This is a genomic window from Paenibacillus sp. J31R30 (assembly GCF_059692115.1).
Genome location: NZ_JCAUAV010000003.1, coordinates 330,286 through 345,819 on the forward strand (window position 1 = coordinate 330,286; position 15,534 = coordinate 345,819).

Below are 15,534 nucleotides of genomic sequence, written 5' to 3' on the forward strand. Positions count from 1 at the left end.
AGGGAGCAGAAGACGATGACCACGATTACTTTCGTCAGACACGGCATGACCGATCACAATTTGGAGAAGAGAGCACAGGGCCATACGCAGAATCCGTTGAATGAAACGGGGAGAGCGCAAGCGGCGTTAGTTGCCAAACGGCTCTCCGAAGAGCAGTGGGACGTCTTCATCTCAAGTGATTTAAGAAGAGCCCGAGAAACAGCAGAAATTATTTCTGCCGCAATCGGCAAGCCGGTTGACTTATTCGATGTCCGGCTGCGTGAAATGGATAGAGGAAAAATCGCCGACACGATTGAAGAGGAGCGGGTTGCTCGATGGGGAGAGAACTGGAACGAGCTCGATATGGGCCAGGAAACCCATGAGTCAATGCGTGCGCGCGGAATCGACTTTGTTCGGGATATCGCTTCGCGGTATCCTGGTCGGAGGGTGCTTGTCGTCACTCACGGTTATTTCCTTGGACAAACCTTTAAGGAATTAATGAAAGACGAGTCAACTGGTAACGAATTGCGCAATACGTCCGTCACTACGATCCTGAATAGCGGCGAGAAGTCGGAGTATTTGCTGTATGATTGTGTCAGACACTTGTCTGAGAATTAATACCGACACACGATTAAAAGAGTCGGTTATCGGGTGAAGTGATGGCCGGCTCTTTTTGCATCCGGGAAGCATACATTCAGCTTAATTTTTCGAATTCATCTCATATAGAGGAGAGTATTATTATGAAAACAAAATTGAGAATGAAAATTGCAGCGGTTGTCCTATTGTGTATGAGTTTGCTTATGTTAAATGTAACATCATTTGCAGCTGCTCCTGCTGAAGCTGGTGTTTATTTTATCAACCTTGGTGAAAAAGGAAATGCTACTCTGATTAAAACAATTAGTGGTACTACGGCAAGCTATGGATTGGTTGACACGGGAACGAGTGGAGATTACACAACTTATGTTGCGCCATACTTAACCTCAGTACTTGGATCGACAAAATTGTCTTTTATCGCCTTCTCACATATGCATGGGGATCATGCAGGTGGTGCCGAAGCTGCAATCGCTAGTTTTGGGGATGCCAACACGACACTCTATCTAAAAGACGTAGCAGATGCCGCTTCAAATTATTCCGGTGAAGCCAGTATTGCCAACAGAGCTAATACGATCATAGCTGCAGCGAAAGCTAAAAACATGCCGATCGGTAAAATAAAGCCTTATGAAGCCTTCGACAATGATGTTGGATCCTTATCGGAGCTTAGAGGTTTATCCGCTAACAAATTCAAGGCGAAAATTGAGAAGTTTACTAAAAATGCACAAGGCAGCTATGTCTCCGTTGGCTTATTTGATACGATTACATTTGGTAAATTTACAATGACATGGTTTAATGGAAACGACTGGAATCACGAGTCTATAATAGAACAATTGTCATCCAATAAATGGGATGAAAACTTGAACGCAGCAACTTTGTTGTTAAAGTGCACAACAAGTACTGGAACAAATTTCAGAACTTACTTGGGTGCTGACGTAGGCGAGAATAGTAATCAAAATTATTCTTACGAAGTTGGGAAAAAAATAGAAGAAATCGTAGGAAATATAAGCGTTTATCAGGTTGCGCATCATGGTTTCTATTTTAGTCTCATGCCGGACTCAATCGCTAGCACCCTCAATCCTAAGTATGCGATTGTTACTAATAGCTATAATGACATAGTGAATGCTTATTATGATAACCATCATATAACGAACCCGACTTCTGCAGATTTGACAGACGCTACCAGCACGCTGAAGGAAACTTTGAATAGTACCGTTCTGCAGAAAATGTACTTTTTAAGTGGAAAAGGCGGCGGAACTGATAATAGGATCATTGATGCCCTGAAAGCAAATAATTATGCACTGCTTAACTGGACCGGATCAACAATCAAATCAGGAAATGTAAATGTTGAATTTGGCGGTACGGATCTCACAATAACACAACCGTAGAATCATTGGTAAATTGACTACTGCCGCTTGGTGGTTGGTAGGGGTAAGGCGTATGTGTGCCAGAACTTCGCTTGCCAAGTGCTGACGCAAGATATCAAGGACCTAGAGGACCCCGAAAACCGCGAAGAACTTTAAAATCTCGAAAATCTCTTTCAACAACACTGATAATAATTATCATTATTGGTTACAATAGACGTAGAAACGTAAAAAGAGGCCAAGAAGGCCTCTTTTCAACTCACGTTCTAATCACATCTGGATCTTGATTCGTGCCAAAGCTGAATTAAACTTTGGATTCGAATGTTTTACAATCGGTCTCTTCTGAATTACGAGCTTGATTACTACCGTGGTGGCTCACGATCGCAATCGAGCTAGCGTTGCATTTGTTGCCGTTGGCCCAGTATTTGCAGGAATTTACTTCACACATAACATCTTTTGCCATGTCCTTTTCACCTCCCCTACCTCATAGGGTGGGCGAAAGGGACCTCTTTTTATACATGGAGCTAAAAATACTTATTCAAATCCCTTTTTGAGTCAAATGAGATTGAGGTTGAAATGAAAACGAACTAGGAACAAGTGTAACCGTGTCGAGAATATACTTGAAGTAGCATATCAAAGACTTCAAGGGGATGAAGATATGGCCGAGAAAAAAGAGCTTCAAACCTGTGTCAGATGCAAGTACGTTGCGGAGAAAGAAGACAGATACTGCATACGTTGTGGGGCGCCGCTCAAGAATAAATGTACGAAAGAGAAATCCCTGATGCATAAGGGTTGTAATAAGGTCAATAAAGCAGATGCGAAGTACTGCGCGGATTGCGGGACGGAGACGACGTTTAACCAATGGGGATTCTTATAATCATTTTTTAAACAAAAACACCTGAGAAAAGGAGCTCTCCTAACTCAGGTGTTTGTTGTACATATCACAGAAATATTTATTTATTGCACATACCACAGAAGACGTTTTCTGTTGCACATACCTCAGAAGCCTTTATTTATTGCACATACCTCAGGTTTACTACAAACTTGAACTACCAATCACCCTACTTCTTCTGAAGCACAGCCTGCCACAAATCAGCTGAATCATACCCTAAACGCCAAGCCGCGACGCCAGTGATGTCATATTTCTTCGCGAGGTCCATACGAGCTGTGACGGAATCTTGATTCTCCACCCAAAGCACATAAGTGAATCCATTCTCTTTGTACTCGAGTTTATATTGACCAAACTCTTTGTCCCACGTTTGCGTGGTCGATTTGGAAGCCATTAAAGCAGGAATGTCTTTCATGAGCACGGTGCGGTTACCGACTAATGCGCCTTTCGCATCCAGCTGCCATTCACGTACATAGTAAGGGATGCCTAGAATGATTTTGTCCCGCGGAATCCCATAAGAAAGGAACTCTTGAATACCCCCATCAGCCCACGGAATACCTGCAACTGAGCCAGGCGACGTGCTTCCGCGCCAGTATTGATCGTATGCCATGATCACGATGTAATCGACAATTGCGCCAAGCTTTTCATGGTCAAAAGCAGAAAGATGATTCCATTTCACGCTGCCGCGCGGCAAGTCAATGGAAATAATTAATCCGTTGGCATGCGCGGAGGCTGTTAATTTTGATACAAATGCTGTAAATGCATTACGATCCGAACCTGCTAAGCTTTCGAAATCCACATTGATCCCTGGAACGCCAAGCTGCACGGAGCGGCCCACCAAAGCCGTAATAAACTTATCCTGTGCGGAACTGTCTGCAAGAAACTGTGTTGTTAAGGAGGAGCTGAATTGATTGCTAACTAAGGGATAAACGGTGTATCCGTTTTTTTGCAGCCATTTGACGGTGTCAGCATTGGACGTATCCTTCAGGTTACCCGCAGCATCTGCCAATTCGAAATAAGAAGGTGAATCCACGTCTAGACCAATCGTATTCGTTACATGTGCTTTAATCGTTTCCGCGCCTGAACTGCCGTTCCAGCCCCACACTTGCAGCTTTTTGAAATTATCCCATAGCATACGGCGCTCTAAAGTTTGAATAGATGCATTGCTATATTGTTTACCATAAGATAAGGCTTCAGGTAAGGTTTTGAACTCGCCAATGAGGTTGGAGCTTTGAAACACTTGATAGGACGCATAGTTGTTCCAAATTTTACGACCTTCCCGGATAATTGAGCTATGTCCCCATAGCTTTGCATAACTAATGGCGTCGTCTAAGGAAGTAAATTCCTGGAGGAAGGCGTCATTTTGAAACACTTTATAACCTTTAAGATTGCTGTAAACGGTTTTTTTGGAGTTAATATTGACGACCGTGGAATTTCCCCACTTGAGGGCCTCATGGATGGCATCTTCTAAGGAAGCAAATCCCCAATTCGGAGCTGTATATGTTCCTTGATACACGTTGTATTGAACGCTGCCAGCGCTGTTTGCAGCCTTCTCAGCTTGGGGGAGGTTATCCCAAACCCACCCATTCGAGTTCAAATCGATAATATGAGCGCTGCCCCATTTCTTAGCTTCGGCGATCGCCTCTGTTAGACTCGTAAACTTCCAAGAATCTAGTGTAATTTCATTTTGATAGACTTGGAAACGGGCATAATTGTTCCAAACCCATCCCGTGGATTGCAAATCACGCACGCTTGCATTCGTCCATTTTTTAGCCTCGGAGATGGCCTCATTCAAGGTGGCGAATTGCCATTCAGGCAACGTTACATCCTGTTGATACACCTGGTAACGAGGGAGATTGCTCCACACCCAAGTACGTGTGCCGATTTCTTCGACGTGGCTGTTCGAGAACCATTTCGCATAGGCTTCGGCCCCAGAGTAGGTTGCAAATTCCATGAGCACCTGGTTGTACTGATAGACACGGTATTTCGTCGTTTTATCTGTGCTTGTTCCAGTGTTGCTTGCTGCGAGAACAGTGGAAGGCACAGTCATTGAAAGAATTAAGGTGCCCGTGAGTAACCATTTACCAATTTTCATTCATTCCGCCTCTTTCTACTAAGCTACTCTATTGGACGTATGAAATGGTAGATTGGTTGCGGTTTCGTTCTGATGGAAGTTCATGGATAAATGGTGAAGTTGGACGATGTCCCGACTTTTTAGTAACATGAGAGAGAATGGTTTACCGTGATGAACTTAAGGTGAGGGGAATTTATATGACGCAATATCCAGAGGCATACACCGATTATTTATGTTATTTTCACGGAGAGCGGGATTATTTCGAATGTCATGAAGTTATGGAAGAATATTGGAAAGAAAATCCCAAAGATCCAGCAAGGCTAACTTACGTTGGGCTTATCCAAATTGCGGTCGGGATGTACCATAGTCGAAGAGGGAATTACGTTGGGGCTGTGAAAATGCTGCAAAGTGCAGCAAAGAACCTGCAAGCTGAGGATGTGCGAACGTTGGGCTTGGATGACATTGAACTGCAAGCCAGAATTGAGCAAGTTTGGCAGGCGATCGTGCGGGATGACTATCAGTTTGAGGATATGAATTTACCAATTGCTGATCCCGAGCTGCTGCACTTGTGCCTTGAATTATGCGGGCAAAAAGGGTGGAGCTGGCAAGCCCCAAGTCGGATGTCAGATGAAATGATTGTTCATAAGCATACGCGGAGAGATCGGTCGGAGGTTATTGAAGAGAGAGCTCGCCAACAAATCATTCGGAAGGAATTAGGTGGCATGGAATGAGTTCAGAAGGCAAAATTCTAGTCGTTGAAGATGAACCCAATATTTCTGAGGTTGTTAGGTTGTACTTGGAGCATTCGAAGTTCGAAGCGATTCAGTTGTTTCGCGGCGGAGATGTCCTCAAAACGATCATGAGTGAAAGGCCTAATCTGGTGCTGCTTGACATTATGCTTCCGGATGTTTCCGGCTATGAGTTATGTGAGCAAATTCGCAAAATGGATGCACCGCATCATCACACTCCGATAATTTTCCTTACTGCGAAAGGCGAGTCCCTGGACAAGCTCAGAGGATTTAATTTGGGTGTCGACGATTATTTAGTCAAGCCATTCGATCCGAATGAGCTCATTGCGCGTATTAAGGCTGTACTTCGTAGGACTTTACAAATGCCTGCCGATATGTCACAGCCGCAAAGCTCGCCACGCAAATGGTTGGAAATTGGCAATATTATGATCGACTTAGAGCAATATCGCGTAACGGTTGGAGGCTGTCGGATTGAGCTGACCCCGAAGGAAATCGAGCTGTTGTTTTTCTTAATGAGTAATCCAGGACGTGTCTTTACGCGTGAGGATTTGCTTGGGTATGTGTGGAATTTTGATTTTTCCGGGGGGACTCGGACGGTTGATGCTCATGTGAAAAACCTGAGAAAGAAGCTAGGTCAGCATGAGACCTGGAACATTCAAACCCTCTGGGGCATTGGATATTCGTTCGAGGTCGTTCAGCATGCTTAAGCGTTGGAAATCGGGGAGATACAATAGCTTATATATTAAAATTTTCCTCTCCTTCCTCGCGACTTGTGTGTTGTTCTTTATTGGTTTATTCGTTTTTTGGAATTATTACTTCACAGATCTTTTTTATAAAGATAAAATCGAGCTTTTGGAAAAACGGAATACAGAAGTTATCCGATTGTTAAACTCGGTTCAGGATGGCACGATTTCCATTCGTGAGTTGAAATATACGGTTCGCATTCTCGCCAGAAGTATTAACGGACAAGTCTGGGTCGTAGATGAGAAAGGGAATATCACCAACGGTTCTTCAGACGGTGAGGGAAGAGCGATCCCTAAGCAGATGGATGCCTTATTTATTGATGGCTTGCATGGTCATTCAGGGCATACCATGATTAGCTTGGACACCCAAGACGGGAGCAGAACTTTATTTGCTTACTATGCTCCCTATCAATTAAACGATCAGCCCGTGGTCATTATTCTTCATTTCCCAGCAGGTGATATTCGAGAAGTTATTTCAGCCGTGCGGTTGAACATATTGTTGCCGCTTCTTTTTTCACTCATTGCGGTCGGCTTTATTCTGTTCATCGTTTCCCGTAAACTCGCAGGTCCGCTTCAGCAGATGAATCGTGCCGCATTAGAGTTGGCTCATGGTGATTTCAAGACACGAGTTCCCGTCACCTCACAGGATGAAGTTGGACAGCTTGCTAAGAGCTTTAACTTTATGGTGGAGAAATTGGAGGAGTGGGAGGAAACGCGGCAAGAATTTCTCGCCAATGTCTCTCATGAGCTTAGATCGCCGCTCACAACGTTGAGAGGATTCATCGTTGCGATGAATGATCACATTATCCCGCAGGAGAAGTACCCGCATTATTTACACATTTGTGATCAAGAAGTGCAGCGGTTGCAACGTCTGGTAACAGATCTTTTGGATCTTGCGCAAATTCAAAATGGGGCAGATGTCTTCCGATTACGTCCTGTTGATATGGTCGAGTTAGTGGAAGACTCGCTTGAGCTTCTAAAGCCCGCCATTGCGGAGAAACTCATTTCGTTGCATCTTATTCTGCCTGAGGAGAGTGGGGAAGGCAGCCAGGTGCAGTTAGATCCGGATCGCTTCGCTCAAATCATCCATAATTTAATGTATAATTCATTGAAATTCACCCCTGAGGGGGGAATGTTAACCGTTGCTGTGGAAGAGCACGAGAAGGAAGTCCATTTGTATATTCGAGACACGGGGTCTGGAATGAGTGCTGCGGAATTATCGCGGATATGGGATCGCTTTTATAAGGCGGATGAAGCTAGAACGTCCAAATCGGACGGTATTTCGGGAACGGGACTAGGACTAACCATCGTCAAGCATCTGGTCACGGGAATGAATGGCGTCATTACTGCCCGCTCTCGGATCGGGGAAGGCACGGAGTTTCGGATCGTATTCCCAAGAAATTTTTGAATTGTTCACAATTTCGTCACATTATTATCATACTTCATACACATTTTTCGCCTATCCTGTTGCTGATGGATAGGTTTTTTTGTGGAGGTGTATGTAAGTTGAGCCGTACACGCAATGGCTTGCTGTGTGTAATCCTCACGACCTTCTTGATAGTCGGTTGTACTAGTCAGGGAACCGGACAAGCTGGGCCCTCTATTACTGTGATCCCGTCTATGTCTGCTGCTGTTCCAGTCACGCAAGAGCTTCCAACGGCTGACGATGTACAGAATGTGAGTGAACGGCAGCTGGTTATGCTATTCCAAGGGTTGATTGTGATGGATCGCCAACCTTTACTAGCATTGACTGCTGAACAAGCTCATGCTATTTTGCCCATTGTACGCAAAAGTGAAGAAGAAGGAAGCATCGACGAATCCGAACGAAGAGCAGTCATCCATGTGTTAACGATTGACCAGAAAGCTTATCTGGATGAACAATCGAAGCAATTGAAGATGCGCATAGCTGAACGAATGAACACTCATAAGGAAGCGTTGTCGGCAGCGGAGAGGGAGCGGTATGTAAACGCTTTCGAAAGAAGGCGGAAGGTTGAACATCAAGTTGAAGCTGGTGTCTTAGGGCATGTGAACAGCGATGCATCATCTCCGGATTCACGTGGATTGGGGATTAGCGTTGAGCAGCAATTAATTGAATTATTGGTCTCGAAGTCGTAGGACAGTGTACAAATGCTAAGGGGGAAGTATCAGAATGAAATTTTTTCGCAGTAAATGGTTCATCGTGATTGTGGCAATATGCGTTTGTGCTGGTGGTTCCTATGCTTATTTAGCAAAAGGCAAGAAGACTAAGACAGCAGAGGCGAAAGAAGTAACGGTTGATGTGAAAAAAGGGAACATCCGATCCTCAGTATCGGGTACAGCCCAGTTTGAGCCCAAGGATACACAAACGATTTCATCAACGGAAAATGCTAGCATCAAATCGATTAACCTGACACGTAATCAAGCGGTTAAAGCGGGAGATGTTCTGATTGAGTTGACAAGCTCAAACTTGGAAAACGATCTGCAAGATGCCAAAGTGACCTATGAGCAACTGGAGAAAGATTTGAACACGAAGCAACAACAAAAAGGAATCATGGGCGTTAATGCGCCAATCAGCGGGAAATTAACGTATGCCAATATTGATGTCGGCGCTACGATTAATAAAGCAACGAAAATCGCCACGATAGGCGATGCGAGTACGCTAACAGTTACCCTGCCATTCTTGGTGGAGGATGCTGCGCAATTACATAAAGGTGATACCGTAGACTTAACGGTAGATGGCTTCATGATCACCAAAACAGGAACGATTAATGCTATTTCCAAAGACCCGAAATCGGATGGTAAAGGCGGCAAGCTATTCGATATCGATATTCAAATTAAGAATGACAATTCCATGGATGCAGGTTTGAACGTAATGGGATCTGCGACCATAGGCGGACGTACGGTTGATTCGCAAGGGAAAGCAGCGCTTCAGTACGTGCAGGTTGCTACAATACTTGCAGGAACGACGGGCAGTATCTCTACAATGCTTTTCAAAACAGGTGTAATTGTACATAAAGGTGATCTGCTGGCCTCCTTCATAAATGACACCTTAGACGATGATATAACTACGGCGCAAGCTGCACTTGATCGTCAGAAGTTGAAAGTTGATGCGGCACAAGATCGCGTGAACGCACTGAAAATTCTTGCTCCATTTGACGGTGTATTCTCAACAGATTTCGTAAATAAAAAAGTAGATATTCTTAGCAATTTCCGACCGGGTACAAGGGTTTCAAGCGGTACTCAATTTGGTACTGTGGCAAGCTTTGCCAAAATGCAGCTTCCGGTTCAAGTGGATGAGCTTGATTTACCGAATATTAAAGTTGGGATGAAAGCGGAGATTAAGGTTGATTCCTTCCCAGGACGCACCTTCCCGGCAGAAGTGACACAAGTATCTACAGTTGGTACAACAACGAACGGTGTAACTTTCTATGATGTAATCCTGGCTACAGAGAATAAAGACAATTTGTTGAAATATGGCATGACGGCAACAGGCGAAATTTTGATTCAAGATAAGAAAGATGTCCTTTATATCCCGCCTGAAGCACTTCAACTGCAACGTGGTAAACGAGTTGTAACGGTGAAGAAAGCGGATGGAACATCAGAACCAGAACATGAAGTGAAAATTGGTATTCGTTCTACAACGCAAATTGAGATCACGGAAGGTCTTAAAGAAGGCGATAAAGTCGTATTGCCTGCTGCTGTGAGAAGACAGCAAAATTTAAGTCAAGACGAGATTAATCGCTTAAGACAGCAATTCCAGCAAGGCGGCGGTGCCGGTGGAGCAGGTGGCTTTGGCGGTGGCGGTGCTGGCTTCCAGCAAGGCGGAGCAGGTGGTGCTGGCGGAGCAGCCGGTGGTGGTAATGCCGGAGGCGGTAATGTACAGCGTACCACAGGTGGCGGTAATGCCGGTGGCGGTAACAGATAATGCTGCCCTGAAAGGAGCTATTGCAGGATGAATATCATTGAACTGAAAGATATTACGAAAACCTATAGGCGCGGTGAGGAAGATCTTCCCATTCTGCGAAACATATCGTTAACTGTTGCCGATGGTGATTTCGTTGCCATTATCGGCCCCAGCGGATCAGGGAAATCAACTTTAATGAACACGATCGGCTTGTTGGATGTACCGACCTCAGGCAGCTACACACTGGACGGCGTAGTAACGGAGCGCATGAGTGATAACGAGCTGGCCGAGCTTAGAAATCAGAAGATCGGCTTTATTTTCCAGCAATTTAATCTGCTTCCACGCTTAACGGCGATGGAAAACGTGGAGCTTCCGATGATCTACGCAGGCATTTCGAAGAAAGAGCGCAAGGAACGAGCGAATGCCATGTTGAAAATGCTCGGGATGGGCGAACGTGGTCATCATCGGCCAAGTGAGCTGTCAGGCGGTCAGCAGCAGCGGGTAGCGATCGCGCGTGCACTCGCGATTTCGCCATCGCTGATTTTGGCAGATGAGCCGACAGGTGCCTTGGATTCGCGGACAGGTGAGGAAGTGCTGGAGCTTATCCTGCAGCTTAATGCGCAAGGCAACACCATTGTCCTCATCACGCATGACCATCATATTGCGGACAATGCGAAGCGGGTCGTTGCACTTCGAGATGGTGTCATTGTGGATGATTATCGAAATGACACGAAGAAGAGCCCGTTGCAGCAAGAGGTGAGCGTATGAAGGTAAGTGAACTGATCCGGATGTCGCTTCGGACGATTATTTCAAGTCCTTTGCGTACATTTCTGACCATGCTAGGCGTCATTATTGGCGTAAGCTCTGTCGTAACACTCGTTTCCATCGGGCAAGGAACTTCGGAAGCTATTGCGAAGCAATATGAGAACATGGGAACGAATTTGCTCGTCGTCACTGCTACGGGTAACGGACGTGCAACGCAGTTAAGCTATGATGATCTTATGAATTTCGAGAATTTTCCGGAATTCAAATCGATTGCCCCGACAATGTCGAAGAACGGCTCCAATATCAAATATGATCGTACTCAGGAAAAATATAATGTGTTAGGAACGAATGACCGTTATTTCGACATTATCAAAGCAAAAATTGACAAAGGTCGGAATCTGTCGCCAACTGATCTCGAGTTTCGTTCAAATGTCGCTATTTTGGGCAGCGAAGTGACGAAAAAATTCTTTGGTACGCTGAACCCGGTCGGCGAAAACATCAATATTGATGGGGTTGTTTTCAATGTCATTGGAACGCTCAAAGAAAAGGGTTCAAATATTGGTGGTGCTTCTGTAGATAGCTCCGTTATCGTGCCGTTAGAATCTGCTAGGCGTCAATTCAAGCTGGGGCAAATTCGAACAACCTACGTAGAAGCTCCTACGAAAGACGATATTTATACCGCTCAAGAGACCATGAAACAGTACTTGACCTATAAGTTCAAAAGCGAAACCGGCTTTGTTTTAACGAATCAGGACGAGCTATTGAAAGCACGGACTGAAGCAACCAATACACTTACGAATCAATTAGTGGCGGTTGCCTTGATTTCCCTGCTCGTCGGGGGAATTGGGATCATGAATATTATGCTAGTTACGGTTAGTGAACGTACACGAGAGATCGGGATTCGCAAATCGATTGGCGCTAAGCGTCGAAATATTTTGCTTCAATTCCTCGTGGAAGCGGTCGTAATCAGCGGCATGGGTGGTCTAATTGGGCTGCTAATCGGCATTGGATTCTCATATGCCTTGCCATATTTTAGCCCGAAGCAGTCAACCAGTCTTTCATTTGATGTAGGCCTTTATTCCTTCTTATTCTCTGTATTAGTCGGTGTGGTTTTCGGCTTATATCCGGCTAACAAAGCATCCAAGCTGCGTCCGATTGACGCATTACGTTCTGACTAAATCTAACTACAAGGAGGACTCCCTGTGAATCAACAACGTAAGATGAAACGTCTGCTCAGCCGTACGGCTCTTATGCTAACCGCTGCTAGCTTCCTAACACTTCCTCTGGCAACTTCAGCTTTCGCTGGCAAGGAAGGCGTATTTCTCAGTGATTCCGTCTACTTTACTTTGGACAAAGTGTCGTTATCGGTAGGAGCCGAGGATGGCTCGCTTCGTTTCTCACTAGGATTGAATAACAATAGTAATTCTGTAGTGGACTTCAATAACTATGGCGTTAAAGTCATCGATACGAATGGCATTACCTATACAGCGAAGCTCAATGAGAAAGTCGTTGCACGCGTGAAGGCAGGAGAGACGGGAACATTTAAGTTTACGTCAGAAATTCCAAGCAATCTTAAACCGGCTGATCTGAAGGTTGATATTTTCCAATGGAATTATAACTCGACTTCAGACATAGGAGCACTTTCCGTTGAATCTGCCATGGTTGAAGCAGGTCAAGCGCTGGAGCAGCAAGCTGTTATTAATTTAAAAGAGATTGACACCACATTGGCTGAAGAGGTCTTAGTAACCGCGAAACTAGGACAAAGTTATAAAGTCTATAAAGATGGCGTGTGGATGGTGTACACGGATCTTACCTTGGCTAATGAAAGCAGCTCCAGTGTAAAGCTTCCAGAGGCCTTAGAGCTCAATTTCCAAGACAGTAAAGGGCTGACGTATAGCGCACAGTTTGTTACAAGTGTAGGCGCATTGCTTCCTGAGCAGCCTGTGACAGTGAAACTACAGGCTGCTGTGCCCGCTTCGCTGGATACGAATAAATTGTCCTTGTTATTCTCACCTAAGGGCAAGGTAAAAACGACGGTACTCGGCACTTTGAATGCAGCGAAAACCTTCGCAGTAGGCCGAATAACCGACAAAGTGGCTTACCCGAATACAGAAGCCAACGAAGATCTGAATGGTCTCGTTATTTCGACTTCATGGGCATCGGCCACCCAACAATCGGATGGACTTCACGTTCAAGCGAATGTGACCTTGACGAACGATAGTGAAGGAATTGTAACGATTCCTAACTTGACTGCGGAGTTTCAAGCGAGTCGTGGCAATGTTGGCGTGACATCAAGTGACAATACAGTGCGAACTGCGTATTTATCACCAAATGAGTCAACAACATTCCGTTACCAAGGTGTAGTGCCTGCTTCTCTTAGCGCAGAAGCCTTGCAGCTTGTCGTGTTGGAGAAACAAGCTTCCGCTGCTTCCACAACACCACAAACAGGTGCTGGTGGTACGGGGAACGCTGGTAACACGGGTAACACGGATAGTTCGAAACAAGCCGTATCCCTGCCAGTTGCCATTACATCGCTTGCTGGGGCCGAAGTTGCTGGTGAGTCCAGCTCCTATGCTGCTGCGCAAGATTATAAGATCGGCGATTCCTTTAAATTAACATCAACGAATAACTTCGATTCCAACATGGATATGTCGCTCGTTGAGTTGGGGATGAGTGTAAACACAGACTTTGGTTATAAGACAGTCGTTGGAAAATATAAATTAACAAATAAAGGAACGTCGACATTGACACTTCCGGATTTCCAAACTGATTTAACGAACGAAGATGGCTATACGTATGCAGGTGTTCGTCAAACCAATGCGGCAAAAAGTATCGCGCCTAACACTAGTTATGTCCTTAGCTACTCGTACATGGTACCTGATAGCGAGGATGCGGATAAGCTTGCGCTGAATCTGTACGATACGAATCGTTTGGCTGTTGGCTCTTACAAAGCGGAAGTGTTGCCTGTTCCAAAAACGGGTCCAATTTCGGTATATCCATTTACGATTAATTTTGATGATTATTCGCTAAGCACTACGTATAATAAAGATTCCTCGTATGCATACCGTTTGCGTTTAGACCTGGATGTACAGCGCCAAGCACAAGTGATCACGGATGCGAATTTCTCCACGCTCGTGTTTGAAGTAGTGGATTCAGAAGGACGCTTATTGAGTTCCAAATCAATGACCTTTACTGGTCAGCAAAGAATTTTGTCAGGCGTTCAATTCCTTGAATTTACAAACATAAGATCGGAACAAATTACTTCAGGCTCGTATTTCAACATTTATGAAGTTGTTTCCACACCAAATGGAGACGCGAAACGATTAATCAAAACGATTAATCCTTAATCGGTAAAATGAAAAAAAGAGTAGGTCCAGTAAGTAACTGGATCTACTCTTTTTTATTCTTGCTATTACCCAAACGCTGCGCTATAGCAGCTCAGGAGATGGTGGATATGCCGCATCTACGAGATCTAATCGACCTGTTTCCGGGTCAATGATCAGACCGTGAACGGGTAAGTTTTTGGGAAGTAAAGGATGATTTCGAATAATATTAACGCTTTTCTCAATACCCTCACGCACATGATTGAAACCCGTCAGCCAACGCTTTAGGTCGATACCTGCATGTCCCAATGTTTCAATGACATCGTCGGAAATGCCTCTGGCCTTCGCATTGGCAATGACGACTTCCGAGTTAAGTCCTGTCATACCGCAATCATAGTGCCCAATAACGAAAACTTCGTCAGCATCCAGCTGATAAACTGCGACAATAATACTGCGCATAAGACTGCCGAAGGGGTGAGAGACGATGGCACCGGCATTTTTTAAAATTTTGGCATCCCCGTTATGAAGATTCATGGCCTTAGGCAGCAATTCAACTAAGCGTGTATCCATACACGTGACGACAACCATTCGTTTGTCTGGAAATTTTGTGGTCAGAAACTCTTGATATTGCTTCGTTTCTACGAAATCCTTGTTGTAGCTTAAGATCTCATTAATTAAAGACATGGTATTCCCTCCAGGTAAGTTGATGTGCTGCATGTCTATGTTTGTGCAGCTTTATCGTTTATCGACTAAGCTCATTCCTGCATTGTAAATTTGATTATTACTCTTCAGTATATAGGATTTATTTCCCTCATGGAAGTCGATTTTCATGTTCTCTTCGAAAAAGATCTCATCCTTTGCTTTATAAATCAAAGGAAAAGTGTCTGTTACAGCAGTAACATCCCCGGCATTTGCCGTAGTAACCAACCACAGGGTAGGCACACCATTCACGGAGCAACCGCAGCCCTCAGTATCAAAAACGAGCTTCAATAAGGTGTTGCTTTGTTCCATATAGGGTGCTAATCGGTGTTTAGCTGTATCGGTATATGTAATGTTCAAATGGGTCATCTCCCTCTCCTAGTTGCACAAAAACAGCCTGTCATCGCAAGGCTTGTTCTTATTCTACCATAAATTTGATTCTATCCCTCGTTGGAAGTATGATAAATATTGAAAC

The 15,534-nt window shown here is 44.7% G+C and carries 15 protein-coding genes; 11 read left to right on the top strand and 4 right to left on the bottom strand.

Annotated elements, in window-relative coordinates:
- The first annotated feature begins 15 nt into the window (after positions 1-15).
- Both AC58QO_RS13160 and AC58QO_RS13165 read left to right on the top strand, forming a co-directional pair.
- Entirely contained in the window at positions 16-597 is a 582-nt protein-coding gene (locus AC58QO_RS13160) for a histidine phosphatase family protein (protein WP_497266065.1), read from the top strand.
- A gap of 122 nt (positions 598-719) precedes the next feature.
- A complete protein-coding gene (locus AC58QO_RS13165; RefSeq protein WP_497266067.1) occupies positions 720-1,958 on the top strand; it encodes a ComEC/Rec2 family competence protein in 1,239 nt (412 codons plus the stop codon).
- A 280-nt stretch (positions 1,959-2,238) separates the two neighbouring features.
- On the opposite strand, the gene AC58QO_RS13170 is transcribed toward AC58QO_RS13165, so the two are convergent.
- Positions 2,239-2,397 (bottom strand): DUF1540 domain-containing protein, encoded by a 159-nt coding sequence (locus AC58QO_RS13170; RefSeq protein WP_497266069.1) that lies wholly within the window; start codon positions 2,395-2,397, stop codon positions 2,239-2,241.
- A 195-nt stretch (positions 2,398-2,592) separates the two neighbouring features.
- Here AC58QO_RS13170 and AC58QO_RS13175 point away from each other — a divergent pair, with 195 nt between their 5' ends.
- Positions 2,593-2,811 (top strand): hypothetical protein, encoded by a 219-nt coding sequence (locus AC58QO_RS13175; protein ID WP_497266071.1) that lies wholly within the window; start codon positions 2,593-2,595, stop codon positions 2,809-2,811.
- Between the two features lie 184 nt (positions 2,812-2,995).
- Here the strand turns inward: AC58QO_RS13175 and AC58QO_RS13180 are convergent, their stop codons facing one another.
- Entirely contained in the window at positions 2,996-4,918 is a 1,923-nt protein-coding gene (locus tag AC58QO_RS13180) for a glycosyl hydrolase family 18 protein (RefSeq protein WP_497266072.1), read from the bottom strand.
- A gap of 176 nt (positions 4,919-5,094) precedes the next feature.
- Between AC58QO_RS13180 and AC58QO_RS13185 the strand changes: the two genes are divergently transcribed.
- The 8 genes from AC58QO_RS13185 to AC58QO_RS13220 all read left to right on the top strand — a co-directional run bounded on the left by AC58QO_RS13185 (position 5,095) and on the right by AC58QO_RS13220 (position 14,384).
- Positions 5,095-5,628 carry a DUF309 domain-containing protein gene (locus AC58QO_RS13185; RefSeq protein WP_497266074.1) on the top strand — a complete coding sequence of 178 codons (534 nt, stop codon included), beginning with the start codon at positions 5,095-5,097 and terminating at the stop codon, positions 5,626-5,628.
- Positions 5,625-6,353, top strand: coding sequence for a response regulator transcription factor (locus tag AC58QO_RS13190; RefSeq protein WP_497266076.1), 729 nt, complete (start codon positions 5,625-5,627; stop codon positions 6,351-6,353). Before AC58QO_RS13185 ends, AC58QO_RS13190 begins: the two co-directional genes overlap by 4 nt.
- Positions 6,346-7,797 (top strand): sensor histidine kinase, encoded by a 1,452-nt coding sequence (locus AC58QO_RS13195; RefSeq protein ID WP_497266077.1) that lies wholly within the window; start codon positions 6,346-6,348, stop codon positions 7,795-7,797. The genes AC58QO_RS13190 and AC58QO_RS13195 overlap by 8 nt, the downstream gene beginning before the upstream one ends.
- A 98-nt stretch (positions 7,798-7,895) precedes the next feature.
- On the top strand, positions 7,896-8,504 hold the full coding sequence (locus AC58QO_RS13200) for a hypothetical protein (protein ID WP_497266079.1): 609 nt from the start codon (positions 7,896-7,898) through the stop codon (positions 8,502-8,504).
- A 34-nt stretch (positions 8,505-8,538) separates the two neighbouring features.
- A complete protein-coding gene (locus tag AC58QO_RS13205; RefSeq protein ID WP_497266081.1) occupies positions 8,539-10,293 on the top strand; it encodes an efflux RND transporter periplasmic adaptor subunit in 1,755 nt (584 codons plus the stop codon).
- A 27-nt stretch (positions 10,294-10,320) separates the two neighbouring features.
- On the top strand, positions 10,321-11,040 hold the full coding sequence (locus AC58QO_RS13210; RefSeq protein ID WP_497266083.1) for an ABC transporter ATP-binding protein: 720 nt from the start codon (positions 10,321-10,323) through the stop codon (positions 11,038-11,040).
- Positions 11,037-12,215: an ABC transporter permease gene (locus AC58QO_RS13215; RefSeq protein WP_497266085.1), complete on the top strand. Its 1,179-nt coding sequence runs from the start codon at positions 11,037-11,039 to the stop codon at positions 12,213-12,215. Before AC58QO_RS13210 ends, AC58QO_RS13215 begins: the two co-directional genes overlap by 4 nt.
- Before the next feature lie 24 nt (positions 12,216-12,239).
- The gene (locus tag AC58QO_RS13220; protein WP_497266087.1) at positions 12,240-14,384 is read left to right on the top strand and encodes a hypothetical protein; all 2,145 of its coding nucleotides are present in this window, start codon (positions 12,240-12,242) and stop codon (positions 14,382-14,384) included.
- 81 nt (positions 14,385-14,465) lie between these two features.
- On the opposite strand, the gene AC58QO_RS13225 is transcribed toward AC58QO_RS13220, so the two are convergent.
- Positions 14,466-15,044: a beta-class carbonic anhydrase gene (locus tag AC58QO_RS13225; RefSeq protein ID WP_497266089.1), complete on the bottom strand. Its 579-nt coding sequence runs from the start codon at positions 15,042-15,044 to the stop codon at positions 14,466-14,468.
- A gap of 51 nt (positions 15,045-15,095) precedes the next feature.
- Positions 15,096-15,419: an iron-sulfur cluster biosynthesis family protein gene (locus AC58QO_RS13230; protein ID WP_497266090.1), complete on the bottom strand. Its 324-nt coding sequence runs from the start codon at positions 15,417-15,419 to the stop codon at positions 15,096-15,098.
- Positions 15,420-15,534: the final 115 nt, after the last annotated feature.

Excerpts from the sequence above, each read along its gene's own strand:
- AC58QO_RS13215 (WP_497266085.1), top strand. The coding sequence starts at position 11,037 with ATGAAGGTAAGTGAACTGATCCGGATGTCGCTTCGGACGATTATTTCA.
- AC58QO_RS13180 (WP_497266072.1), bottom strand. The coding sequence starts at position 4,918 with ATGAAAATTGGTAAATGGTTACTCACGGGCACCTTAATTCTTTCAATG.
- AC58QO_RS13175 (WP_497266071.1), top strand. The coding sequence starts at position 2,593 with ATGGCCGAGAAAAAAGAGCTTCAAACCTGTGTCAGATGCAAGTACGTT.
- AC58QO_RS13225 (WP_497266089.1), bottom strand. The coding sequence starts at position 15,044 with ATGTCTTTAATTAATGAGATCTTAAGCTACAACAAGGATTTCGTAGAA.
- AC58QO_RS13195 (WP_497266077.1), top strand. The coding sequence starts at position 6,346 with ATGCTTAAGCGTTGGAAATCGGGGAGATACAATAGCTTATATATTAAA.
- AC58QO_RS13210 (WP_497266083.1), top strand. The coding sequence starts at position 10,321 with ATGAATATCATTGAACTGAAAGATATTACGAAAACCTATAGGCGCGGT.
- AC58QO_RS13205 (WP_497266081.1), top strand. The coding sequence starts at position 8,539 with ATGAAATTTTTTCGCAGTAAATGGTTCATCGTGATTGTGGCAATATGC.
- AC58QO_RS13165 (WP_497266067.1), top strand. The coding sequence starts at position 720 with ATGAAAACAAAATTGAGAATGAAAATTGCAGCGGTTGTCCTATTGTGT.
- AC58QO_RS13190 (WP_497266076.1), top strand. The coding sequence starts at position 5,625 with ATGAGTTCAGAAGGCAAAATTCTAGTCGTTGAAGATGAACCCAATATT.
- AC58QO_RS13160 (WP_497266065.1), top strand. The coding sequence starts at position 16 with ATGACCACGATTACTTTCGTCAGACACGGCATGACCGATCACAATTTG.
- AC58QO_RS13170 (WP_497266069.1), bottom strand. The coding sequence starts at position 2,397 with ATGGCAAAAGATGTTATGTGTGAAGTAAATTCCTGCAAATACTGGGCC.
- AC58QO_RS13185 (WP_497266074.1), top strand. The coding sequence starts at position 5,095 with ATGACGCAATATCCAGAGGCATACACCGATTATTTATGTTATTTTCAC.